At 50.2% G+C, this 24688-nt stretch carries 23 protein-coding genes; 10 read left to right on the forward strand and 13 right to left on the reverse strand.

The genetic code is table 11. The features are described from left to right. Window positions 1-267, forward strand: a 267-nt coding sequence (locus tag EH243_RS18815) for a transposase (protein ID WP_164549124.1), incomplete at its 5' end; no start/stop codon positions are given. Between the two features lie 264 nt (window positions 268-531). Here the strand turns inward: EH243_RS18815 and dauA are convergent. Continuing rightward, window positions 532-2289, reverse strand: a complete 1758-nt coding sequence (dauA, locus tag EH243_RS13535) for a C4-dicarboxylic acid transporter DauA (RefSeq protein ID WP_126159211.1) — start codon at window positions 2287-2289, stop codon at window positions 532-534. 170 nt (window positions 2290-2459) lie between these two features. Here dauA and EH243_RS13540 point away from each other — a divergent pair, with 170 nt between their 5' ends. Further along, window positions 2460-2654, forward strand: coding sequence for a CopG family transcriptional regulator (locus tag EH243_RS13540; RefSeq protein ID WP_126159212.1), 195 nt, complete (start codon window positions 2460-2462; stop codon window positions 2652-2654). Window positions 2655-2852: 198 nt separating this feature from the next. On the opposite strand, the gene EH243_RS13545 is transcribed toward EH243_RS13540, so the two are convergent. Next, a complete protein-coding gene (locus EH243_RS13545; RefSeq protein ID WP_126159213.1) occupies window positions 2853-3287 on the reverse strand; it encodes an acyl-CoA thioesterase in 435 nt (144 codons plus the stop codon). A 71-nt stretch (window positions 3288-3358) separates the two neighbouring features. Between EH243_RS13545 and EH243_RS13550 the strand changes: the two genes are divergently transcribed. After that, entirely contained in the window at window positions 3359-4003 is a 645-nt protein-coding gene (locus EH243_RS13550) for a class I SAM-dependent methyltransferase (RefSeq protein ID WP_126159214.1), read from the forward strand. On the opposite strand, the gene bioA is transcribed toward EH243_RS13550, so the two are convergent. The 5 genes from bioA to EH243_RS13575 form a co-directional block, all read right to left on the reverse strand. Then, window positions 4000-5301: an adenosylmethionine--8-amino-7-oxononanoate transaminase gene (gene bioA, locus EH243_RS13555; RefSeq protein WP_126159215.1), complete on the reverse strand. Its 1302-nt coding sequence runs from the start codon at window positions 5299-5301 to the stop codon at window positions 4000-4002. The two genes, EH243_RS13550 and bioA, sit on opposite strands and share 4 nt — an antisense overlap. Window positions 5302-5423: 122 nt before the next feature. Next, window positions 5424-6398: an SLAC1 anion channel family protein gene (locus EH243_RS13560; RefSeq protein ID WP_126159216.1), complete on the reverse strand. Its 975-nt coding sequence runs from the start codon at window positions 6396-6398 to the stop codon at window positions 5424-5426. A gap of 475 nt (window positions 6399-6873) precedes the next feature. Further along, complete coding sequence (gene tsaA / locus EH243_RS13565; protein WP_126159217.1) at window positions 6874-7608, reverse strand: tRNA (N6-threonylcarbamoyladenosine(37)-N6)-methyltransferase TrmO; 735 nt, start codon at window positions 7606-7608, stop codon at window positions 6874-6876. A gap of 85 nt (window positions 7609-7693) precedes the next feature. Continuing rightward, a complete protein-coding gene (locus EH243_RS13570; RefSeq protein ID WP_126159218.1) occupies window positions 7694-9436 on the reverse strand; it encodes a Na/Pi cotransporter family protein in 1743 nt (580 codons plus the stop codon). Between the two features lie 117 nt (window positions 9437-9553). Next, the gene (locus tag EH243_RS13575) at window positions 9554-10264 is read right to left on the reverse strand and encodes a ComF family protein (protein ID WP_126159219.1); all 711 of its coding nucleotides are present in this window, start codon (window positions 10262-10264) and stop codon (window positions 9554-9556) included. 83 nt (window positions 10265-10347) lie between these two features. On the opposite strand from EH243_RS13575, the gene bioB reads away from it, so the two are divergent. The 7 genes from bioB to EH243_RS13610 all read left to right on the forward strand — a co-directional run bounded on the left by bioB (window position 10348) and on the right by EH243_RS13610 (window position 16251). Next, complete coding sequence (bioB, locus tag EH243_RS13580) at window positions 10348-11394, forward strand: biotin synthase BioB (protein WP_126159220.1); 1047 nt, start codon at window positions 10348-10350, stop codon at window positions 11392-11394. Window positions 11395-11443: 49 nt separating this feature from the next. Further along, window positions 11444-12622 carry an 8-amino-7-oxononanoate synthase gene (gene bioF / locus EH243_RS13585; protein ID WP_126159221.1) on the forward strand — a complete coding sequence of 393 codons (1179 nt, stop codon included), beginning with the start codon at window positions 11444-11446 and terminating at the stop codon, window positions 12620-12622. 26 nt (window positions 12623-12648) lie between these two features. Further along, a complete protein-coding gene (locus tag EH243_RS13590; protein WP_126159222.1) occupies window positions 12649-13395 on the forward strand; it encodes an alpha/beta fold hydrolase in 747 nt (248 codons plus the stop codon). After that, complete coding sequence (gene bioC, locus EH243_RS13595; protein ID WP_126159223.1) at window positions 13392-14177, forward strand: malonyl-ACP O-methyltransferase BioC; 786 nt, start codon at window positions 13392-13394, stop codon at window positions 14175-14177. The genes EH243_RS13590 and bioC overlap by 4 nt, the downstream gene beginning before the upstream one ends. Next, window positions 14170-14862: a dethiobiotin synthase gene (gene bioD / locus EH243_RS13600; RefSeq protein WP_126159224.1), complete on the forward strand. Its 693-nt coding sequence runs from the start codon at window positions 14170-14172 to the stop codon at window positions 14860-14862. The genes bioC and bioD overlap by 8 nt, the downstream gene beginning before the upstream one ends. A gap of 126 nt (window positions 14863-14988) precedes the next feature. After that, complete coding sequence (locus tag EH243_RS13605; RefSeq protein WP_126159225.1) at window positions 14989-15234, forward strand: hypothetical protein; 246 nt, start codon at window positions 14989-14991, stop codon at window positions 15232-15234. Window positions 15235-15393: 159 nt separating this feature from the next. Beyond that, a complete protein-coding gene (locus EH243_RS13610; protein ID WP_126159296.1) occupies window positions 15394-16251 on the forward strand; it encodes a putative metalloprotease CJM1_0395 family protein in 858 nt (285 codons plus the stop codon). A 137-nt stretch (window positions 16252-16388) separates the two neighbouring features. Here the strand turns inward: EH243_RS13610 and EH243_RS13615 are convergent, their stop codons facing one another. The 6 genes from EH243_RS13615 to xseA form a co-directional block, all read right to left on the reverse strand. Continuing rightward, window positions 16389-18542 (reverse strand): glutamine synthetase III family protein, encoded by a 2154-nt coding sequence (locus EH243_RS13615; protein WP_126159226.1) that lies wholly within the window; start codon window positions 18540-18542, stop codon window positions 16389-16391. A 254-nt stretch (window positions 18543-18796) separates the two neighbouring features. Beyond that, a complete protein-coding gene (locus EH243_RS13620) occupies window positions 18797-20521 on the reverse strand; it encodes a potassium/proton antiporter (RefSeq protein ID WP_126159227.1) in 1725 nt (574 codons plus the stop codon). A gap of 387 nt (window positions 20522-20908) precedes the next feature. Then, window positions 20909-21670: an alpha/beta fold hydrolase gene (locus EH243_RS13625; protein ID WP_126159228.1), complete on the reverse strand. Its 762-nt coding sequence runs from the start codon at window positions 21668-21670 to the stop codon at window positions 20909-20911. Window positions 21671-21739: 69 nt separating this feature from the next. Next, window positions 21740-22366, reverse strand: coding sequence for a BamJ family beta-barrel-assembly machinery protein (locus tag EH243_RS13630; RefSeq protein WP_126159229.1), 627 nt, complete (start codon window positions 22364-22366; stop codon window positions 21740-21742). A gap of 96 nt (window positions 22367-22462) precedes the next feature. Beyond that, window positions 22463-23293, reverse strand: coding sequence for a peptidoglycan DD-metalloendopeptidase family protein (locus EH243_RS13635; protein WP_126159230.1), 831 nt, complete (start codon window positions 23291-23293; stop codon window positions 22463-22465). Window positions 23294-23302: 9 nt separating this feature from the next. Then, on the reverse strand, window positions 23303-24673 hold the full coding sequence (xseA, locus tag EH243_RS13640; RefSeq protein WP_206441630.1) for an exodeoxyribonuclease VII large subunit: 1371 nt from the start codon (window positions 24671-24673) through the stop codon (window positions 23303-23305). Window positions 24674-24688 lie beyond the last annotated feature (15 nt).

Genomic DNA, 24688 nt, shown 5'->3' on the forward strand with positions numbered 1-24688 from the left:
AGTGTAAAAGGAGGTTCTCGTATCAGTAAGGCGGGAAATGCATACTTAAGATCAGCACTTTATATGCCGGCATTGTCAGCAGCCCGTCACGATGAGAATGCTCGTGAATTTAGAGAGCGACTGGTTGCTAGAGGAAAAACGAAGCTGCAGGCTAACGTGGCTATCATGCGTAAGTATTTAACGGGGTTATGGACTGCTTACCGTCAATGCCAAGCTTTTGATTCTGACAAATTATTCAATTTCAGTGAAAAAAAGCTTGAGCATTAACAGAGTATCTACATTAACAGCCAACATGGCTTCAGATTTCCTTGTGGGAGCTGCCTCTGGCGGCGATAACTGTTTGGTTATATCGGTGCGGGTTGTTTCTGACAGTGCCTTATCGCCTCTAGAAGGGGCTCCTACATCACTGCGAACTATGGCTCAAAATCCTGCTGTGGGAGTCGCCTCTGGCGGCGATATTATGAGGTTTTGGCATATTATCTAACAGCTATGATGCGGTTCGCACAGCTCACCGCATCCTACGATAGGCGACTATACGGCCGCCTGTTGTGACGTATTATCACTAATCACCTTGGCGCTAGCGAATTCAACCGCTTCTGCCAGCGTTGGGGTGAAGACCAGCTTCTGATCGATCGGCTTGAGTCCTGCTTTGGCGATATTCTTCAATGGTTGAAACTGCAGGTCAGCGATAATCACAAAGGTGTTCGCTTGAAATTTCTCGTCCAGAAAATGGTTGAGCGACGATAATCCACCGGCATCCAAGATCGGCACCGCATCCATGTAGAGCACGATATGACGCTTATCCTTAGAGATCTCCAGTATCTCCGAGAAAATCCGGTCGGCAGCGGCAAAGAACAGCGGTCCGCTAATTTTATAGACTCCCCAATCGGCGGGTAACGTCTCGGGCACGTGTTTTCTGTTATCGCTTACGTCAGTCACCCGTGTCATCTGCGCAATATCACGCATAAAGAGTATCGATGCGAGGATAATACCGAAGGAGATCGCGACGACCATATCGATCATGACCGTCAGTGAAAAACAGGTGACGAGCACGAGAATGTCACTGGTTGGGGCTTTTTTCAGTAACGAGACCACTTTAGGTGCTTCACTCATGTTCCAAGCGACCATCAGTAGCATCGCAGCCATAGAAGCCATTGGGATATAAGCTAACCAAGGGGCCAGAATTAATAAGCTGGCAAGTACCACGAGTCCATGTATCACACCGGCAATGGGTGATTTTGCCCCCGCACGATAGTTGGCCGCTGAACGAGCGATGGCGGCGGTGGCGGTGATACCACCAAACCATGGGGTGATGATATTACCGATACCCTGACCGAGTAACTCGACGTTCGAGTGGTGGCGGGTGCCGCTCATGCCGTCGAGTACCACGGCACAAAGCAGGGATTCAATGGCGCCGAGCATGGCGATTGAGAAGGCGATCGGAATCAGCTCGGATAGCTTGTGGAAATCCCAGTCGATCAGTTCACCATCAGGGCCGGGTTGTAGCCATGGCCAGTTGAATTCGGGCAGTGCGGGTGGAATGCCTTGTCCGACGGTGCCATCGAGTAACTCATAGCTGAAACGGGAGCCAATAGTCTGTATATCAGCGCCGGTTGAGATTAATACCAGTGACAGAAGTACGCCGATGGCAACGGCCGGCAGGTGGCCTGGAATAGGTATACGTAGCCGAGGCCACAGTAATAAAACGATCAGGGTGGTGGCACCAATAGCGAACTCAGGCAGGATAAAGGTAGGCAACGCTTGGCCGAGTGCGACGACCTTATCGATATACTTTTCTGGCATCTCTTCTAACTGAAGTCCCAGAAAATCCTTCATCTGCAGGGTGGCGATCACCACCGCGATACCGGATGTGAAGCCGAGGGTAACCGGCTCTGGAATATATTCGATTAGTCTGCCTAAGCGGCTCAAGGCCATGATAATCATCATGATGCCCGCCATCAGAGAGGCGATGAGCAACCCGCTGAGCCCGTACTGTTGGGCTACAGGGTAGAGAATCACGACAAAGGCGGCGGTTGGGCCTGAGATGCTATAACGCGAGCCACCGGTGATAGGGATCAGTATTCCGGCAATAATGGCGGTATAGAGCCCGTATTGTGGTGGAATACCACTGGCTATCGCTAAGGCCATCGATAGGGGGATGGCGATGATGCCAACGGTGATACCGGCCATGATATCGCGATAAAGATCGGCGACACCGTAACCCTCCCTAAAGGTTTCACGTAAGGCGCTAAAAGGTTGAATGCTGTGCAGATGTAAACGATGCGACATGAACAATTGCTCTTGTAAGGCACGGCAGCTGACTGGCGGCTTTCCGGCCTGAAATGAGAAGTGGCCTCTGACTCTGCTGAGTGGGGTCGTTACAATATGTAACATTACATGTTAACTGCTATATAAATCAATGTTAATATGATTAACATAAACTCAGTTAAGGAATGGTAATGGAGCAGAGAACGGCGAGATTGACACTGTTGATTGATCCCAAAAAGAAAGCGACCTTTGAGAAGCTTTGCAGTGCAGATGACGTCACCCCTTCACAGATGGTGCGTAAATTGATTCGTGATTATATCGAAGAGAAGCTCGGGCCTGATTGGCGGGACGAGGTATTTAGTCAAGAGAAAGACAGCCAGTCTTGAGTCGGTAATGGCAGTCGATGGATCTACTATCAGGTTATAAACAGAAACAGTGTCACAAGACTGTGTGTAACTCGAGGATAACTCTCTGAAAGCCCCTTGTTACGGGGCTTCCCATCGGTGGGTTAAAATTCGTTCAGCGTCCTGTTTCTGTCTATTTTTCAATCGCTTATTATGATGTTTTGAATGTTTTTTGAGCAGTTATTCGACGACTTTCATAATGCTATCTTTAAATTTTTCAGGAACCGGTACGACTTTTCCGGCACTGTAATCAAAAAAGACAATACCGGTCTTCACATGGGCCATCTCGACAGCGGTTTTCTTGTTGCTGAGTAGGTAATAGATATCACAGCCATATTTATTAAAATCACCCACGGTGACATCGATCTGCACCAGATCGCCATGAAAGCCTTCAGCTTTATACACAATGGCGGAATCGGTCATAATAATGCCACGGCCTTCGATATCCAGTTCGGTGTAGTTACGAGATTTTAGGTAGCGTAGGCGGGCTTCGTGTACGATTGATAACACAGAATCGTTGCTGAGATGACCAGCGTAGTTAATATCACGAATCTGCACGGGAATTTCGGTGGTAAAGCTATAATTCTCGGGCATATCAATTTTGATACGTGCCATAGGTAAAACTCCTGTAAAACAAAATAAAGCAACGCAGTTGCAACAAACAACAGAATAGTGGAAGCCGAGCGATGAGTCTACGCAGTTATAACCCCTATTATCGTTGGCTATTTCCCTGGCTGTTGGATCGTGTATCTGCCGCGGTTGCCGATGAACGCAGTGATCTATTAGGTTTGGCGCAGGGGGTGGTGTTAGAAATAGGTGCGGGAACCGGCAGTAGCTTTCACTGTTATCCTGCGGCTGTGGATAAACTCGTTGCGTTGGAACCGGATACATCTGTGATGCAGTTGGCGCATAAGCAGCTGAGCAAAATGCCCGCAGCGATACAGGCTAAAACTCAATTACTGCTGGCGGATGCGGAAGCCATTCCATTAGCGGATAACAGTGTCGACACCTTAGTCTCTTTTTTGGTGCTCTGTTCGGTTCCGCACCCAGAGCATGCGTTAGCGGAGATGCGGCGGGTGCTGAAAGCGGATGGCCAGCTACTGTTTTTTGAGCATGTATTGGCTGATGACCCTGCCGTGCAGCGCTGGCAGCATCGCCTTAATCCTTTATGGCATCGTTGTGCGGGAGGCTGTCAATTAAACCGAGAAACGGCTCAATTGATCCAGCAGGCTGGCTTTAGTTTGCCCACCTACCAACGTTATCAACATCGATCCTTCCCCCGTTTAGTGGGTCAGCTGATCAGTGGGCGGGCGGTTAAAACCAACGACTAGGGGCTGTTGTGCGCCGTATGTTGCTGAATCACCGCGAATATTCCCGCGGTTAATGTTTCTAGGTCGTCATTGGACATGATGTAGGGCGGCATCACATAGATTAATTTGCCAAATGGCCGAATCCAGATCCCCTGCTCGACAAACAGAGGTTGTATCTCAGCCGTAATGACTGGTTGCTTCATCTCAACCACGCCGATGGCGCCGAGACATCGAACGTCGGCAACGGCGTCCAGATTCGCACAGGGGGCTAGGCCGGTTGTTAGCTGTTGTTCAATACGGGCAATATTCGTTTGCCAATCCGATTCTCGCAGTAACTTGAGGCTAGCATTGGCTACCGCGCAGGCGAGCGGGTTACCCATAAACGTCGGCCCATGCATAAAGCAGCCTGCACCCCCAGCGGAGATGGTTTCAGCGATCTCAGCGGTGGTTAATGTGGCTGCTAGGGTCATATAACCCCCGGTAATCGCCTTGCCGAGACAGAGAATGTCGGGAATTACCCCTGCATGATCACAGGCAAATAACTTTCCACTACGGCCGAAGCCGGTCGCGATTTCATCGGCAATCAGTAAAACATCATAGTGATCGCATAAGGCCCGTGCTTGTTTCAGGTATTCGGGGTGATAGAAGCGCATTCCCCCAGCTCCCTGAACAATGGGCTCGAGTATCAGCGCCGCGATCTCATCGTGGTGATCGGCCATCAGTTGGCCCAGTTCGTCGCAATCACTCGGGTCCCAAGGTTGGCCATACTTAACCTGTGGCGCCGGTGCGAAAAACTGCTGGGGTAGCACGCCGTTAAATATCTCATGCATGCCGTTGACGGGGTCACAAACGGACATCGCGCCAAAGGTATCACCGTGATAGCCGTTACGAATGGTGAGTAGCTTGTGCTTGGCGGGTTGACCTTTAGCATGCCAATACTGGATCGACATTTTCAGGGCTACTTCCACCGCGACAGAGCCAGAGTCGGCTAAGAATACCTTTTGCAGTGGTTCAGCCGTCATGTCGACGAGTTGGCGGCATAGTTCAATGGCGGGCTCATGGGTAAGACCGCCAAACATCACGTGGGATACTTGATCGATCTGGGCATGGGCAGCGGCATTTAGCTCTTGGTGGTTATAGCCATGGATAGCCGACCACCAAGAAGCCATACCATCAATCAGCTCAGTGCCATCGGCCAAGGTTAACCGAACCCCCTTTGCCGATGCGATGGGGTAGGCCGCTGGAGGGTTGATCATTGACGAGTAGGGGTGCCAAATATGTTGCTGGTCAAAACGGATTTGATAGCTAGCGATACTCATGCGGATGCTCCGGTCAATGGCCACTGCAGTGCAGCGGAAGGTGATTTTTAGAAGATTTTTACATAAAAAAAACGGGCTATTACAGCCCGTTTCACAGTAGAAAGCAAATTGATGCAGAGGCTTTATTCTGGCACGCAGAACTCATTGCGGATCACCGCCAGTAGAGTGCGGAAGAACAGCAGTACGATAATGACACTAGAAAGAGCGATCAGTACTAGCGATAAATAGTAGAAAAAGGGCTGTCCCACCTGGCTATACATAATCTGAGCGGCGATAGCGGCGGCCGCCAATGGAAACGAATAGGCCCACCAAGACATAAAGAACTGGATGCGGGTAAAGCGAGGCGCCTGAACCAGTAAGAGGATGACTAAAAACATGCCGGTGTAGAACAGCACTCGGGCAAAGTTATCCAGTTCACCATTGAGTTTCATATAAGCGATAAAACCAACGGCGGGCGGCGCAATGAGGATAAACATTGTTGGTAGCAGTTTCTGGGGGATAGGATCATGGAAGATCATCCTATTGAGTACCAGTGTTTTTAAGACGATCCAGTACACAATGCCAATGGAGAAGAAGAACCAACTGATCTCGGTGTAGCCGTGTTCGACGCCTGCAATGGGTACCAGAATATTACCGACGACGGGGATAAACCAAGCGGGTGTCATGTGGATAACTTTAAACTTAGGATGGTGAATCCATTGATTCAAAACGTAGACGGTGAGCAATAGGTGAATAACGCTACCGCAACTCCAGAGTATAAAGGATAGCTGCTTGGAGACATCCAGTGTGGCGACACTCAACAGGATCATGCTGATACTAAACGCAGGAAAAAAGCTGAGCTTGATGGGGTGGTTAAACTCTTCTAATACGGCCGAGGTTTTTAGCATGATTTTTAAAAGGTAAACCAAGGCTAAGATCAAAAATAGGCAAGCGGTCAGTATTAGTAAGATATGCCCAATAATGGGTGGCGTGGAAAAAACATGGCTGGATTTTTCCCAGACCAGCGTCAAACCGGTCATGCCCATAATCATGGCGAAAAAAGTGATAGGAAAGTGCTGTAATCTAGATGCACTTGTCTGTTCTGGTTGGTGACTCATGTAATCATATCCCAAAGATTCACTGATCAAGGTGCTAGCTGCGTGGCTGTTTGAGTACGGCAGTGCTCAGTAGGCCAAGGCTCAAGAACTTTACAATAGTGGAGCTTATCTTAAAACTAGAGAATTCTGTTTAAAATAATCGCTTCTAAAGCTCGGTTAGCACGGTCTGTTGGAAACGCTATCTAAATTTATGTATTAGATAGTTCTAATATAATAGGCGATTCAGGGATAAAAATCGAATTAAATAAAAAGCACTTTCAGTGTTGTTTCAGTTAACGCTTCTATAGTGTTTTCAACGGAACAGAATGCAGGCAGCGCCAGCAACTGTTTCCTCCCGTGACCCGAGCCGAACATAAGCCAAAATGTCTGCTCACATTGCTTATGTTTAGTTTGATCTCGGTGATTGTTTTGTGTGTTTTTAAGGTTAGTTTTCTCTCTTTTGCAGCGCTTGGCGCTGCTTTTTTTTATCTGTCATTTAGGCTTTGAGGTCGTCATCGGGGTTGATGTCGATCTGTGAGACAAGGATCGCCTGTGCGTTGACCTCCCAGCGGATGTTGAGATCATGCAGGCGAATACCATAGGTGCGTTGCTGTGCTTTTTGTTTATGGTAAGCCGGGCGAGGATCGCAGCGTAATACCTCTTCAATCTGCTGTTGTAGGGGTTGCTTTAACCTGTTGCTATGTCGTTCGAGGGCGGCCTGTGCAGTAGCAGAGAACTGTACGGGTAGCTTTAGCATATCGATCTGCGGGGCGATATCGTACTCGGCCTGCGGCAGACTATCGGAATAGGGTAAGTATGGTTTGATATCCACGATAGGGGTTTGATCCAGCAGATCCGCGCCACTAACATCTAGAAACACCTGTGAACCTTCGCAACGTATTCCCTCCAGCTTCACCGGGGATAAGCCAATGGGGTTTGGGCGAAACGGTGATCGGGATGCGAATACCCCCAGTTTTTCGTTGCCGCCGAGTCGCGGAGGCCTAACCAGCGGTGACCAGCCCTTATCGACGCAGGCGCTGAAGATAAACAGCAGCCAAATATGACTGCACTGCTCCAGCCCTCTAACCGCATCGGCACTATTGTAGGGTGGCAGGAGCTCAACCGTTGCTGTCATCGAGACCGCCAGCCCAGGCTGCCTCGGAATGCCGAACTTTTCTTTATAGCCGCTATGGATAATGGCAATGGGTTCAAATACTAACGGTGAGCTCATATTTTGATATCGGTGACGGTGAAAAAAATAACATCGGCGCGGTTATTTGGGCGGATGTTGGCTTGGGGCTATTTTGCCCTCTGTATTAATTAACTACCAGTTCTTCCGGCGGCTGAGGCGCTTTTTTGGCTTCTCTGTCCTCTGTATTTTCAGTCTCAGGCTCAGGCTCAGGTGCTGGTTGTGGTGCTTGAGCGCCTGACGGGTGGATGATCGGTGAGCGATGCTCAATCGGAGTTAGGCTGCTCCAGTAGCGCGCACTTTTTTCTGCCTGCTGTCCGAGTCGATGAACATGGCTGAGGGAGTCGAGTAAATCGGTACCTTCATCGGGGGTGAGTCGTCCATCGATCATGGCATCCAATACATGCAGTTTGACCTTATGGTAGGTTTTTTCTAATTCATGTAGCAGTATTCGTGTGTTATCAGAAGAAGTGTATGAATCATCGCTGATAGCCGCGGCATCGAGGATTTTGCGGGTGATATCTTTCAGTTCATAAATATCTTTTTGGGTATTGCTGTCACTGATCTGCTCAAAACGTTGACAGTATTCAGTGATGAGATTCGCAAGACGGGCGATCTCATTGAAATACCGAGCGACACGCATGGTGCTGGGCAAAATCTGTGCAATCTCTTCGCTGAGAGGTTGCTGCCCTAATTTCTGGCTAAATTTACCTACCTCAACAATCAGCTTATTGATAATCAGTGATTGAGCGCGAATGGGTGCGCTATCGGCTAGGTCCGCATCCAGAGATTGCTTGGCGACAGCCGTTGCCATCCGGCTCACCCGCCCGAGTTCTCGGCTCATAGCTTCAATGGCTAACAGGGGTGTTTCGAGAATATTGTTATCCAGAAAACGGGCTTTCGCCAGATCTTCATCGGCGCGACGAAAACGTTTTTCTAAAAAGGCGACTAACGGGGTGGTGAGCGGCCACATGATGAGCACGCCGGCGACATTAAATAGGGTGTGGAACAGGGCCAAGAGAATCACAAGATCAAAGTACTGGGTGAAATCTGAACCATTAATGATGCTGGATAAACTAACCAGCAACAGCAATCCCGCGGCGCCGGTGATCAGGTTAAAAAACACATGGGCAGAGGCGATTCGTTTTGCATTAGAGGTGGCGCCGATAGCCGATAGCACGGCGGTCGAAGTAGTGCCGAGGTTGGCACCAATCACCAACGCACCGGCGGTGGCTAATGGAATAGCGCCGGTGGATGCCATGGAGAGTGTTATTGCCATGGCGGCACCGGATGATTGAATGAGTACAGTGAGAATAAAGCCTGCGAGCACAAATAGGGCAAGGCCATAACTGGTTTGGCTAAGAGCTTCAAACGGAATGCTATTTTCCAAGCCGCTAAAGGTATCTTTAAGAAAGGATAGACCGACAAAGAACAGGCCAAAGCCGGTGAGGGTCGTCCCTATGTGGGCATAACGCTTTTCACCGCCGATGAGACGCATCATCATGCCGATGCCGATCATCGGTAGCGCAAATGCACTAATGTTGAAGTTAAAGCCGATCGTCGCCACTAACCAGCCGGTCATGGTGCTACCTATATTGCAGCCATAGATAACCGCGATCGACTGTCCTAAATTGAGTAAGCCTGCATTGACGAAACCAATTGTGGCCACCGTCACGGCGGTCGATGATTGCACCAGGGCGGTAATGGTCGCACCGGAAATAAGCCCTCTAAGCCGAGAGCGGGTCGCGGCTTCTAATGCTTTGCGCAAGGAGTGACCGGCAGCGCGCTTCAAGCCGCTGGTCATCAGCTGCATACCGAGTAGGAAAAGTCCTAAGCCTCCGATCAGATCACCAATATTGCTTAGATCCATGCTGGGCTCCTTGCTGGGATAACGGGCAGGTTTATTATTATCAAATGTTGACGATAAAGGCCCTAACTCAAAACAAGCGCCTTAACGTTTTGATGACAGGATAATAAAAGCGTTAATTTAGCGTAAATGCAACTCTTTTGCCGTACGCGCAATCACCCAGATGTAAACCTGCTGACAGCCCGATTGCTTCAATATGCGGCTGATCTCCGCGGCGGTGGTGCCTGTGGTCATCACATCATCGACGACCGCGATCGAAGCTGGGGGCGTGCCGCGACACTGAAAACTGCTTTTCAAATTCTTGCGCCGCATTTTGCGGTTTAAGTCGGCCTGGTGTCGGGTGTTTTTCGTTTTAACCAGTAAGCGGTTGCTGTAGGGAACGCCTAACTGACGGGCTAGGTGTTTAGCGACTAACGCGGCTTGATTGTATTGGCGTTCATGGAGGCGCTTAGGGTGGAGCGGAACGGGCACGATGAGATCAGGCTTAGGGGCTGTTTGAACTCGACGACCGAGTAATTCAGCCAGTGGATTGAGGTAATGGGTTTGACCATTGAATTTAGCTAGCTGGACGAGTTGGTTGATAGGGAAGCGATATTCAAAGGAGGTGATGACCTGATTAAACGAGGGTGACCTCTTTTGGCATTGAGGGCAGATCAAAGCAGCATCTGTGTGCATGGGCTCGGCGCAGCGTTGGCAAGCGCTACCGATCCAAGGTAAGTCATCAAGGCAGTCCTGACAGAGATGAGCCTCGGTTGACGGTCGTATACCGCAGAGAATACAGGGTCTATTTAGATTAAATAATAACCAGTTGTTTTTAAATTGTTTAATCATTGGTTGACAGATCCTTCTGTCATATTAAAATTAGCCTTCACTAAATCCTTATCATTCAGATCTATTACAGGATATATACGGCGATGCAGCAACACCAGACAGAGATCAGACACGATTGGAGCGAGCAGGAAGTACGGGAATTATTCGAGCTCCCCTTTAATGACCTGCTATTCAAGGCTCAGTTGGTTCATCGTCAACATTTTAATCCGAATGAGGTTCAGGTAAGTACTCTGTTATCGATTAAGACCGGTGCTTGTCCTGAAGACTGTAAGTATTGCCCACAGAGTGGACATTACAATACCGGCCTAGAGAAAGAGCGTCTCATGCAGGTTGATGCGGTATTGGAGAAGGCTAAGCAGGCAAAAGAATCAGGTTCAACCCGTTTCTGTATGGGGGCGGCTTGGAAGCACCCTGCGGATAAAGATATGCCCTATGTGATTGAGATGGTTAAAGGGGTGAAGGCTTTAGGCTTGGAAACCTGTATGACCCTGGGCATGTTGGATGAAGGTAAAGCGGAGCAGCTGGCCGATGCCGGCTTAGATTATTACAACCATAACCTAGATACCTCGCCAGAGTTCTACGGCAATATTATTACGACCCGCACCTATCAGGACCGTCTCGATACCCTGCACCATGTGCGTGAATCCGGTATGAAGATCTGTTCCGGCGGTATCTTAGGCATGGGCGAAACGGCCACCGATCGTATCGGCTTATTGCGTCAACTGGCAAACCTGCCGAAGCAGCCGGAAAGTGTGCCGATCAACATGCTGGTTAAAGTAAAAGGCACACCGCTGGAAGATGCGGAAACCTTGGATAATCTTGAGTTTATTCGCACTATCGCGGTGGCTCGGATCATGATGCCCGAATCCCATGTGCGTCTCTCGGCTGGCCGTGAAAATATGAGTGATGAGATGCAAGCGATGACCTTTATGGCTGGTGCAAACTCTATCTTCTACGGTGAGTGTTTACTTACTACGCCAAACCCTGAAACCCACAGTGATCTGCAGTTATTCAAACGTTTGGGGATCAACCCAGAGCAGCGAATTTCTGAAGCGGACGAGACTCAGGAACAGCTGATTATCAATAATCTGCAAAAGCAGCAAGATCAGTCGTTCTTCTACGAAGCCTAATCTACGTTATCTGCTGGGCTGTCACGGATAGCCCAGCAAGGATGTCACCATGTCGTTTGATCAGCTACACGCAGAATTGCAGGCGCGCAAGGCGCAGTCTCTGTATCGTCAGCGACGTATTCTCCAAAGCCCACAGTCCCCAGAAGTGATCGTTGAGGGCAGGGCGTGCTTAGCCTTTTGCTCCAACGATTATTTAGGGCTGGCCAATCATCCTGAGATTATCGCCGCGCTGAAACAGGGGGCCGATCGCTACGGCGTTGGCGGCGGTGCTTCCCATCTGGTGAATGGTCATAGTCAGGCCCATCATGCACTCGAAGAAGAGTTGGCGGATTTTAGCGGTCGTCCTCGCGCCCTGTTATTTTCCACCGGCTATATGGCGAATATGGGGACCATTACGGCGTTGCTGGATAAACGTGATGGGGTATTTCAAGATCGACTCAACCATGCATCGCTACTGGATGGCGGCTTATTGAGTGGGGCGCGTTTTCAACGTTTTTTACACAATGATGCCGATAATCTAAACACTCGATTACAGCGCAGCGATGCGCGACGCAAGCTGGTGGTCTGCGATGGCGTGTTTAGTATGGATGGCGATCTCTCTGAATTACCTGCGCTCAGTGCCACGGCGGCACAGCATCAAGCGTGGATGATGGTGGATGATGCCCATGGTTTGGGTTGTATTGGTTCGCAGGGGCGGGGCACGGTCGATCACTTTGGGTTGGGTCATGAACAGGTGCAGGTTTTAGTGGGGACGCTGGGTAAGGCGTTTGGCACGTCCGGCGCTTTCGTGGCGGGTTCTGAAGAGCTGATCGAAACTCTGATTCAGCATGCCCGCACCTATATCTACACCACCAGTATGTCGCCGGCGGTGGCATCGGCAACGCGCGCCAGCTTGAAATTAGTACAGCAGGACGAGTGGCGCCGAGAGAAGCTTAATGATTTGATTGAGCGTTTTCGTCGAGGCTGCGAACAACTAGGCTTGCCCCTGATGGCATCCGCGACACCGATCCAGCCGATTATGGTGGGCAGTGCGGGGCGGGCGATGGCGATCAGTGCCGCACTCGAAGCAAAAGGCATCTATATTGGCGCGATTAGACCGCCGACCGTACCAGAAGGGAGTGCCCGTTTACGGGTGACCTTGAGTGCCATGCATACCGATGCACAGCTCGATCGATTATTGGCTACCTTAGAGGATGTCATGGTTGGCGTAACAGGTACGACCGATTGAGGTTGTATAGTCGGTGGTTTGAGTCTGTGCCGCATAGAGAGGCAACCTCTTTGGTCTTGTTGCATGGCTGGGGTATGCACAGTGGTGTTTGGCAGACATTGATACCCGAGCTGCAACAGACTTATCAAGTAACCGTTATTGATCTACCGGGGTTGGGTCGTAGTGCTGAATGTTTACCTGAGGTTTATGATCTTGATGCCGTTGTGGCACGCCTAGCGGAAGTTGCGCCACCATCCGCTATTTGGCTGGGGTGGTCATTGGGCGGCATTATCGCGATGGCGTTCGCCCAACGCTGCGCCGATCGAGTTGAAGGGGTGATTACGCTGGGAAGCAGCCCCTGCTTCGTTGAGCGTGATGATTGGCCTTTTGGCATGGCTGAGGCGATTTATCAACAGTTTGAGCATGATCTGCTGGCGAACCCCGAGAAAACCCTGCAACGTTTTAATCGGCTACAGGTGCATGGCAGTGACACGGCCCGTGCCGATTTGAAACGACTGAAGCAGATTGTCTCTGAGGTTCAACCAACGAAGCGGGGCTTGAGCGATAGCTTGGCCCTACTGCGTCAAGACTACCGTGAATTGTATCGCGCTATCCATTTGCCAACCCTGCATCTGCTGTGTGAACTGGATACTCTCGCCCCCGTTAACATGGCGGAAACCCTCGCGATATTTCAGCCACAGGCGAAGGTCGATAGGTTGATCAACCAATCCCATGTTGGCTTTCTGTCGGCACCTGAGTCTGTCGCTGACAAAATTCGGCAGTTCACTTTATGAGCACGCAGTTTTTCAAACCACAGATCGCCGAATCATTTAGCCGTGCGGCGGTCAGCTACGATGGCGTGGCTCAGTTGCAGCGGGATATTGGTTATGAACTTCTTAGTCAGCTAAGCTGCTCATCCGCCGAGGTGGTGATGGACTTGGGCTGTGGTACGGGGTATTTTGCCCCGTTGTTAGCCGACAAACTTAAGCCGCAGCAGTTGATCTGTCTGGATTTGGCTCAGGGGATGTTGGCCTACGCGCGGGAACATCGAGCGACCGCCAATACGTTGTGGCTCTGTGGTGATGCGGAGCATCTACCGTTGGCGGATAACTCTGTCGAGCTGATCTTTTCTAGCTTAGCGATTCAGTGGTGTGAAGATCTCGATGCATTGTTTAGCGAAGTGGCTCGGGTGCTAAAACCCGGTGGACGCTTTCTGTTTAGTACCTTAGGGCCGGATACGCTGCATGAAATTCGTACTTCTTGGTCGACGGTGGATCGTTTTCAGCATGTGAATCGATTTATGCATTTGAGTTGTCTGCAGACGAGCGCTGAGAAATACCTACGAGAAGTGAGCTTGAAAGAGGGAAAAAAGGTGCTGCTTTACGACCAATTGCGGGAGTTAACCACTGAATTAAAGGGTATTGGCGCCCATAATATCAGCGCAGGACGGCCCAGTGGGTTAACCGGTAAGGCAAGGGTGCTCGCGTTTAAAGCCGCGTACGAACAGTTTAGACGGCCGGATGGGCAACTACCGGCGACCTATCAAGTATTTTATGGCGAGTATATTAATGGCTAAGCGGACTTTTTTTGTGGCTGGAACCGATACTGATGTGGGTAAAACATTGGTTTCTGCGGGTTTATTAGCCGCGGCTAATCAGCAGGGTTTGTCGACCGTGGGTGTTAAGCCGATTGCAGCGGGGTGTGAGATAACAGAGGAAGGGCTGCGTAACAGTGATGCATTACTCTTACAGCAGATGGCTTCCATTAAACTCAGTTATGCACAGGTTAACCCTATTGCTTTTGAGCCCGCGATTGCGCCGCATATCGCAGCGCAGCAGCAGGGGCGTCGCTTGGATGCCGATCGCATTGCGGCATTGTGCCGTGGTGTGATGATGCAGCCTGCTGATTTTATGGTCATTGAAGGGGCGGGCGGTTGGCGGGTGCCTTTGAATCATCGGCAGACCCTGGCAGATGTTGCTAAGTTACTGCGAACGCCCGTTATTCTGGTGGTGGGCATGAAGCTGGGATGTATTAACCATACGCTGTTAACCGTCGAGGCGATTGTGAAGGATGGGTTGCGCTTGGCAGGCTGGGTGGCCAACCGAGCCGAGCCGCAGATGAGTTGTTATGATGAAAACCTTGCAACGCTGAAATCGATGTTATCGGCGCCACTGTTGGCTGAAATACCCTATCTTGAGACCTGCACCGCTGAAGCAGTGGCCAGTTATATTGATTTGGCACCGTTGATTGCTGATCAATAAATGAACTATTTTTCAGGTTAGGCTATAATAGCTCATACAGATTAAGCTTCTGATCTAATATTGTGGTTAAACGGATTGGCTTGGCTAAATGATGAATGGCTGAGCAAAAGAGACAAGAGGTGTTTCATGAACGTTACATCAGCACTGAGTACTGGGGTTCTAGGGGTAAATCGTGGACTGGACGGGGTGCAAAAAGCCGCATCTGATATCGCCGGTGCAGGCAAATCGGATACCCCAGAAGAAGGCACCGGTAACGACCTGAATCAGTCATTGGCTGATCTCGCCGTTGAAAAGAATGCCGTAGCAGCATCCACAAAAGTGGTGCAATCTGCGGATGAAACGCTGGGCACATTGATCGATATTCGTGCTTAATCGCGAGCGCTGTTTTATGGCTAGTGGGCTGCGTCTATGTCTGCATTAGCCCTAGCCATTTTTAATGGCTGTGCTCTGGTTATCATTGCCATAACCGTGACAGCCAATGTTATATGTTCAGCAGAAGGTATTGATTCTCAGTCATAGGAGGTAGACGTGATGCAGGTATCTCTCGCTACCGGTTCACATGCTCTGAATACCAATGAACCACTCAACACGCTCGGGCGGAATTCATCTGCTGCGGATAGAGCTCTGTCTTCTTCATCTTCGATACCTGCCGATACACTGCCAACCTCTCCTTCTACTATTCCTACTACGCCGCCGGTGCAACCGTCTAGCGATACCGCCTCAGCCGATACGAACCCTAATAATAAAGATCCGTCATTGGGTAGCGATGCTAAGCACGCATCGACCAATAATGCCGAGATAGAGGCTGAGTCTCAGCAAGTGGCTGAATTAGCCACCCGTGATGCGGAGGTGCGCCAGCATGAGCTTACCCATGCCGCGGCAGGTGGCCAGTATGCCGGTGCGCCGACGTTTGAATATCAGCGGGGGCCTGATGGTCGACTCTATGCGGTGGGGGGTGAAGTCAGTATCGATACCTCGTCGGTGCCTGATGATCCTCAAGCAACTCTAGAGAAGGCTGAGGTGATTATGCGAGCTGCGCTGGCAGTGGCTGAACCCTCGTCTCAAGATCGCTCTGTTGCGGCTCAAGCGGCAGCGATGGCTTCTGAAGCGCGCGCAGAATTAGCACGGCAGAATCAAGAGCCTGATGATAACAGCGCTAATCAGATTGAAACGCAGCAGCTCAGCGATGAGCAGCGGGCAGAAGAGCTAGAAAAGCAGAAAGCGGAACTCGAGGAGCAGGCGCAGGATCAAGCCGAACAGCGTAACGAATACAATCAGCAACTGGCTGAGGTGAATCTGAAATTGGCTGAGGTTCATCAGAAGTTGATCGATGCAGGTGTATTCAAAAAGCTGTTTAATGAAGGTTTTGTTTTCGATGAAAGGGTTTGATAACACGAAGCTTTAGTCGCTTTAAACCGGCGGTTATCTAGAAAAGCAGGCATAAAAAAAGCACGGATTATCAGTCCGTGCTTTTTTATGGCTGCGCTCGGTTGAGCGCAGCCATAGACTGCAATACCGGGTGTTTATTATTTAATAAACAGCATTTCGCGGTATTTAGGCAGAGGCCATAGGCTATCATCAACCAGCATTTCCAGTTGGTCCGCAGCGCCACGTACTTTAAGCATTAGGCTACAAACCTCTGTTGCCAAGAACTGCATATGGGCTTCAGTCGAAGCAAACTCTTCTGTTGCCAGAGCTGCGCTGAGTTCTTCAACGGCAGCCATCATCGCATTAGCGGCATCAGCTACTTTTTCTGCAGGAGAGAAGGTTAGCGTCACACCGGTCGCTGCGATATTCGACAAGTAGTTAATGGCTGCTGGGTAGATGATGGTGGTTGCCATTTCAACAACCAGTTTCGCTTCTACCTCAATGGAGAGAACATATTGCTCGGCATATACTTCAAAGCGGCTGGCTAGTTCTGCTGGAGTGAAGACACCAGTATTAGCGAACAGATCGATCACTTCCTGAGTTTTAAAGGCAGGCAGTGCATCCGCAGTGGTTGGTATGTTTTTCAGACCACGCTCTTCAACCGCTGCTGTATGCCATTCAGAAGAATAACCGTCGCCACCAAAGACAACATTACCATGCTCTTCCATCAGCTCTTGCAGCACAGTGAAGACTGCTGCTGTTTTGTCGCCGTTAGCTGCTAGTGCTGTTTCGAGTTTCGCAGCAATCCACTCAAGTGAATCAGCCAGCATCGTATTCATCGCGACCAATGGGCCAGAGACCGATTGAGATGAACCGACTGCACGGAATTCAAAACGGTTACCGGTAAAGGCAAACGGAGAAGTACGGTTACGGTCGCCCGGATCACGATCGAACTTCAGAATCTGTGACAGACCAATATCCATCTGTCCACCGGTTGTTGGCACATGAAGCTCACCGGTTCTGATGTTATCAAATACTTTTTCCAGTTGATCACCCAGGTAAACAGAGAGGATAGCTGGAGGCGCTTCATTAGCACCTAAGCGATGGTCGTTGGCGGCAGAAGCGATAACGGCTCGCAATAGTGACCCATATTTGTGCACGCCGCGAATTACCGCACCACAAAAGAGCAGGAAGTTTAGGTTTTCGTTTGGCGTGTTGCCTGGATCGAGCAGATTACCCTGGGTAGCATTGCCTACAGACCAGTTAACATGCTTGCCTGAGCCATTAATGCCGGCAAATGGTTTCTCATGTAATAGGCAGACAAAGCCATGGCGTTTAGCGGTATTTTTCAGCAATGTCATCAATAATTGCTGGTGATCAGAGGCTACATTGGCTGCTTCGAAGTAAGGTGCGATCTCAAATTGGCCTGGAGCTACCTCATTATGGTGCGTTTTCGCCGGAATTCCCAGACAATAGAGTCTATCTTCCAGATCTTGCATGAAAACCTGCACGCGTTCAGGTATTGCACCAAAATAGTGATCGTCAAATTCTTGACCTTTAGCAGGAGAGGCACCAAACAGTGTTCTGCCAGCTAGCAGTAGGTCGGGACGAGCGTTGGCGAATTTTTCATCAATCAGGAAGTATTCCTGTTCTGCACCACAGCTTGAGTTGAGGGTAGCGATCTCAGTTTCGCCCATCAACGCCAACACTTTTTGTGCTGCGCTATCCATGGCCGCATTTGAGCGTAGCAGTGGGATTTTCTTATCCAAGGCTTCGCCGGTCCAAGACATAAAGACACTTGGGATCATCAATACAGCGCCGTTAGCGGTATGCATGATATAGGCTGGGCTGGTTGGATCCCATGCGGTATAACCGCGGGCAGCATTGGTCATTCGCAGGCTGCCGTTCGGGAAAGATGAACCATCAGGCTCGCCTTTGATCAGCAAACTGCCGGTAAATTCTGTGATTGCGGTGCCATCAGCGTTGGTAACGACAAAGCCGTCATGCTTCTCTGCGGTGGCATTGGTCATGGGATAGAAGATATGCGAGAAGAACTTAGCACCTTTAGCCATGGCCCAGTCTTTCATTGCTGCTGCGACAACATCGGCGACAGCTAGTTCTAATTCGGAACCGGTTTGTACTGTTTCTTTAATAGCTTTAAAAGCAGATTTTGAAAGCGATTCTTCCATCTGTTGCAGACCAAACACATCAGACGCCCAGATCTCTTTCAGTGGGGCTGTCATAGTGGTGGTGTATGGTGCAGCATTGGTGATCTCTTTAACTGCACTCAAACGCGATTCATTTCTGCTCATTTTTTTCCCCTGTATCCAAATTTTTCCAGTGGATTATCGTTGGTATGGGTTTCTGCAACCCGGATATTTAATCGTGAATAACTTATATGTATTTATCTAAGCAATAATCGAACCAATCTAGTGTTTTGCGTCGATCTGCATGATGAAAAAGGCGTTAAAGGTAAGATGAAGCGTTAGGTGTGTATGCAAATTTGGCGACTGATCGAAAGGGCAGGACAACGGTGTTAGCGATATCCTGCCTATTAGAGTGAATATTAAGCGGTGCTGGCATTGATGCGTGGATCGCGCTTGAAGCTGACTGTGGCAATCTCCTCCGCCTGAAAGCTTTGTATGGTTAAACTACCCGCGTCAATTTTTAGGTTGCCCGCCTCGAGTGGTTTAACTGTTTGTTGTAAATAGTCACTCAAGCTGGTGGTATCACAAGGGCCAATAATAATGCCGTAGGATCTGAAGATATCCTCAAGGGTGGAAGTGCCTTTAAGCAGTAGTTCTTCGTTCGGAAGATCGGTCGCTAGGCTCGGCGCAACGGTGGAGAAAATACAATCCACAAAGGGCCGCAAGCCGGGTTTCAGTACAATAAACAGATGATCGTCTGTTTGCAGCTTGCTGGAGCCTCGCGGTGGAAACACGTTGCTCCCTCTGGTGATCATGGCCACCACAGCGCCCTCGGGTAGGGCCAGTTGGGAGATGGTCAGGCCGAGCACCTTAGAGTTCTCCCCCAGTGTATACCTGACGATTTCGGTATCGATATTGGCCAGTGCGGCGATTTCCAGTGTCGCCGATGGGGTGGCGGGTGGCGGTTCAATCAGCTTTAGTTTGCGAGCCATCCAAGGGAGTGTTGAGCCCTGTAGTGTGGCTGAGATCAAGACCACGAAAAATACTACATTGAAAAGCAGATCTGCTTGAGGCAAACCAAAGATAAGTGGGAATATCGCCAGAATAATGGGTACAGAGCCTCGCAGTCCAACCCAGGAGACCAGTCCTATTTCGCGTTTATTAAATCCAAAGAAAGAGAGTAACGGCACAACGGCGAGCGGGCGGGCAACAAAGATCAAGACTAAGGCGATCAACAACCCTTCGCGCCATACGTGAATCAGCGATGTCGGGGTTACAAGTAGTCCTAGCATGACAAACATGCCAATTTGGCTCAGCCAGGCTAAACCATCATGAAATAGAAAGGTTGCCCGTTGATAAACAAAGCGGCCATTACCAATAATTACACCGGTGATAAATACCGAGAAGAAACCACTGCCGCCGAGTGTTGCTGAAAGGCCGAAGGAGAGTAATCCACAGGCGGAAACCATTACCGGATAGAGGCCGGGTGCCTGCAATGAAATACGGTTAAATAGTTTGACGGCGGGGTAGCCGATAGCTAAGCCAATAATGCTGCCCACGCCCATCTGTTGGACAAATAAGATCAGCAGTTCAGTGCCCGGCATCGCATTGGTGGTGACCATTTGTAGCAAGCCGATGGTGAGGAATATTGCCATCGGGTCGTTGGATGCACTTTCTATTTCGAGGGTTGATTTGAGCCGAGGGCTGAGGTGGATGCCGGCGTTACGTAAAATGGTGAATACCGCGGCGGCATCGGTTGAGCCAACGATCGCCCCCAATAGAAAACCGACCGGCAGTGATAGATCTAAAATGTAGGCGGCGGCCAATCCCGTAATGCCTGCGGTGATCGCCACGCCGAGGGTGGCCAGTGCGCTAGCGGGTTTCCAAACCAGTTTGATCGACGATAGCGAGGTTTGTAAGCCACCGTCAAATAGAATAATGGCCAGCGCTATGGTGCCCAGTGCATGCGCGGTATCCACATCATCGAATTGAATTCTGCCAATGCCATCTTCACCCGCCAGCATGCCGATGCCGAGAAATATAACCAGCACCGGTAAGCCGATCCGAGGGGACAACTTGCTGGTGATAACACCGGCAAACAGCAGTACCGCGGCAATAAGGATCTGATGGTCAATGGGAAACATGAAGCGTCCTTTCGTAAAAGTGGCAAAAAATATCGGCGAGCCGTTAAAAATCTGCTGACTGTATTGCTATCTGTTAGTCCGTTAAAACCGTTGGGTGTTCAACGTGCAAGCCTTAGCGTTCGGCTGTACGATTTTATATATGGGCGATTGACGGATTAACCAATCCATCTGATGAACTGTTTTCAATTTAACGTTATACCGCTTGAGAGGCGGTTGTGCTATCGGTGCTATGCGCAGTGTTTTTTCTAGTGCTATTTTCAGTGCTCTTTTGTTTGTCGGTGTTTTTGGGGCTGGCGTAGCGATAAACAACATAGCGATAAACAAAGAGTTCCGTTACTGCGTTGTGCTGGAGCTTTTTGTATTCCCTGAATCGCTTGGCTGTCAGTCTTACTTCATTAAATAGTGTAAAACCAATTTAGTAAAGATGGCTGCTTTCTCTGCATGGGGCCAATGGCCTGATCCTTGGATCATGCGATAGTCGGCTTGCGGAAAGAGTGACAGTATCTGGTCGCGGTATGCGGGGGTAATGTAGTCGGAGTTTTCGCCTTTGATAAATAACACCGGTTTATCGAATGCGGGGCCGGTCGGGGCTTTGCTGATCTCATCATAGCAAGCTTCCAACGTTGGGATATTCATGCGCCAAGCAAACTGTTTTGCATCGTTGCGGTAGAGATTGGTTAGCAGAAACTGCCGCACCGCTAGTTCAGGGATATGCTGGCTGAGTTGCTGATCGGCTTCGCGGCGGGAGCTTAGGTTCTCCAGATCGACGGCATTGAGCCCGGCGAAAACATCGCTGTGATGGTTCGGGTATTGCACGGGAGCTATATCGACAATAATCAGTTTATCGACCCGCTCCGGGTTATTCATCGCGAGCTGCATCGCCACCTTGCCGCCCATGGAATGACCGAGGATATGGGCGCTGTTTAATCCCTGTTGATCCATCAGCTCGATAATGTCATCGGCCATCTCTTGGTAGCTGTTGGTCTCTGTATGGGGGGAGCGGCCGTGGTTACGTAGGTCAACGGCATAGACGGTGAAATGTTCCGCCAGCGCTTTGGTCTGTGCGTTCCAATTCTGCAGGGTGCCAAACAGGCCGTGGATAATGATTAGCGGTGCTCCGCTACCGGTGATCTGCAGATTCAGTTGCATTATTTTCTCCATAAAAAAAGACCGGGGCGTATGCGGCCGGTCTTTATTAGATCAGATGTGAGTGCTCAATTACAGGATTTCTAACAGCTCAACATCAAAGACCAGAGTTGCGTACGGAGGGATGCCGCCGGGAGAACCCTGTGCGCCGTATGCCAATTGATAAGGAACCGTTAGACGCCATTTGGCACCTTTAGTCATCAGTTGTAGTGCTTCAGTCCAGCCAGCGATAACGCCGCCGACAGGGAATTCAGCTGGCTGACCGCGCTCGTAAGAGCTATCAAATACTTTACCGTCGATGAAAGTACCGTGGTAGTGAGTACGAACAGTTGATTCAGCGGTAGGGCTTGCGCCACCTTCTTCACCAGCTGTGATGATTTCGTACTGCAGGCCTGAATCGGTCACGAAGATCTCTTCACGCAGTGCATTTTTTTGCAGATACTGTTCGCCTTCAGCAGCGGCTTCTTTCGCCTGCTCTTCAGCTTTAGCCTGCATAGTGGCTTGAATCTCGTTAAAGGCAGCCTGAATTTTATCGCCTTCGATGCTCAGTGCTTCACCGGCAAATGCTTCTTTGATACCCGCAATCACGGCATTCAGTTCTACGCCGTCGAAGCTTTGGGTTGCGATGTGATCGCCCATCTGACGGCCGATACCGTAGCTAGCGATCTGTTCAGTTGTTTCAAATTTAATTTCAGACATGAGTACTCTGTCGGTTCGGTTTTAAAGAACGGCGAAGACTAGCATATTCGCCCGCTTATAGCTTGCTTAGCTGCCCCTCGATTACAGGGGGGAAGCTTATTGTTTTACGAACAGTAGTGGATCAACCCGGGTGTTGTTGAGGCTAACACTCCAGTGCAGGTGAGGGCCGGTCACGCGGCCGGTTTTACCAATCTTGCCGATGTTGTCGCCGGTGTTCAGTTGATCGCCGACCTTAACGTCGATTTTGCTCATATGGCAGTACATGGTGGTCAGACCGTAACCATGATCAACAATCACCGTATTGCCGTTGAAGAAATACTCACCGACGGCGACAACTTTGCCGGGCGATGGCGCACTGATAGGGCCACCCTGTCCTCCAGCAATATCGAGGCCGCTGTGGGGGTTGCGAGGTTGGTCATTAAAAAAACGCTTTAGGCCAAATGGGCTACTGAAACGACCGGTAGCGGGCAGGTTGAATTGGGCAGTAGATATGGCGGGTGTGCTCCAAGATTTAAACGCAGCAACCATCTCATCTTTTTCTCTTTTATAGCGCGCGAGGTCTTGGGTGTTGGGGTTTACATGACGCTTATTGGTGATGGTCAGGCGTTGTTCTTTATAGGCTTTATCTTGAATCTTGAAAGGGTAGCGTTTGCCATCGGCTTTCATTAACTGTTCTTGGCTGGGTTTGGCTGAGAGCGGGATACCAATCACAGCGAGCCAAGTAGCCTGTTCAGCATAGGGCGTGGTTTGGGCAGGAATAACCATCACACGGTTGCCGCGATACCATGCGGAGGGCGCGGCTTTGGTGTCTAGGCCGCTGAGCGGGATAAGGGCGACGCCTCCCGGCACTCGAGACTCGGTAGGCAGGTCGATCGCTGCGGCTGAAAAACTGATCAATAGGGCAAACATAAAACTGACGAAGCGCATAGGGCGTCCTTATTCCTTAATAACCTGAGTGACTTTGCTGATAAAACGACCGTTGGCGAGACGGGTTTCAACGGTGTTATCCATTGCTATATGGTCGATATCCTGTATGACTTTACCGGTTTCATCCTGAACAATGGCATAGCCCCGATCGAGGGTGGCTAAGGGGCTGACACTGTTCAACGTAGCGGCTAAACCGGATAGCTTGAGTTGGTTCTGTTTGAGTAAACCTTGCATCAACGTGGTGAGTCGATGTTGCAACTCATCCTTACGTTGTTGTCCAGCGGTGATGCGGGGCTGGGGAGAGCAGCGTTGGTAGCGTTGTTGCCATTGGTTGAACTGCTGCTTCTGCCGCTCCACGTTAAGTCTGACCGCGCGTTGCATTCGGAGTTCCAGATCATCGAGTTTCTGGGCCTGCTCTTTGAGTTTATCACCGGGGTGGCGCAAGCGGGCACGTGTCCACTGGAGCTTCTGTTGATGCTGGCGGTGATTGCGCTGCCAAGCCTGCATGAGTCGTTGCTGTATCTGCTGTAGCCTGAGCAATATCTGCTGCTGGTCTGGGCTAATGAGTTCAGCCGCTGCAGAGGGTGTGGCTGCCCGCAGGTCGGCGACAAAGTCGGCAATCGAAACGTCGACTTCATGGCCGACGGCGCTAATAATGGGAATCTGGCTATGAAAGATGCTGTGCGCCACGATCTCTTCATTAAAGGGCCATAGATCTTCTAGCGAGCCACCGCCTCGACCGACGATCAATACATCGCAGCGGCCATCCTCATTGGCGAGCTCAATCGCCTTGACGATCTGAGCGGCGGCGTCATTACCCTGTACGGCGGTTGGAAAGAGGGTAACCGGCAGCGAGGGAAAGCGTCGTTTTAACACCGTCAGGATATCGTGTACCGCCGCCCCAGTGGGAGAGGTGATCACCCCGAGATGCTGTGGGTGAGTGGGTATCGGTTTTTTAAAGGCGGTGTCGAACAAGCCCTGCTGTTGCAGCTTCTGTTTCAGTGCTTCGTAGGCTTGTTGCAGTGAGCCAACACCGCTTTCCTCCATATAGTCACAGATCAGTTGATAGTCGCCACGGCCGGGATACAGACTGACTTTGGCCCGGACGACCACCTTGTCGCCGTTTTTGGCTTTATATTTGAGATACTGATTGCGGTTGCGAAACATCGCGCAGCGTACTTGGGCATCTCGGTCTTTTAGGGTGAAGTACCAATGACCTGAGCTGGCTTTGACGACGTTCGACAGTTCGCCTTCGACATGAATGGTCAGGAACGAACTCTCGAGCAGAGATTTCACCTGACGGTTCAGTTCGGTAACGCTGAGCGCCTGTGGTGCGGCGATCTGGCGGGATAGATTGGGGGTGTGTGAGTACGATTGCATAGTGCGCATCTTAAA

This window comes from Amphritea opalescens, from assembly GCF_003957515.1.
GTDB lineage: Bacteria > Pseudomonadota > Gammaproteobacteria > Pseudomonadales > Balneatricaceae > Amphritea > Amphritea opalescens.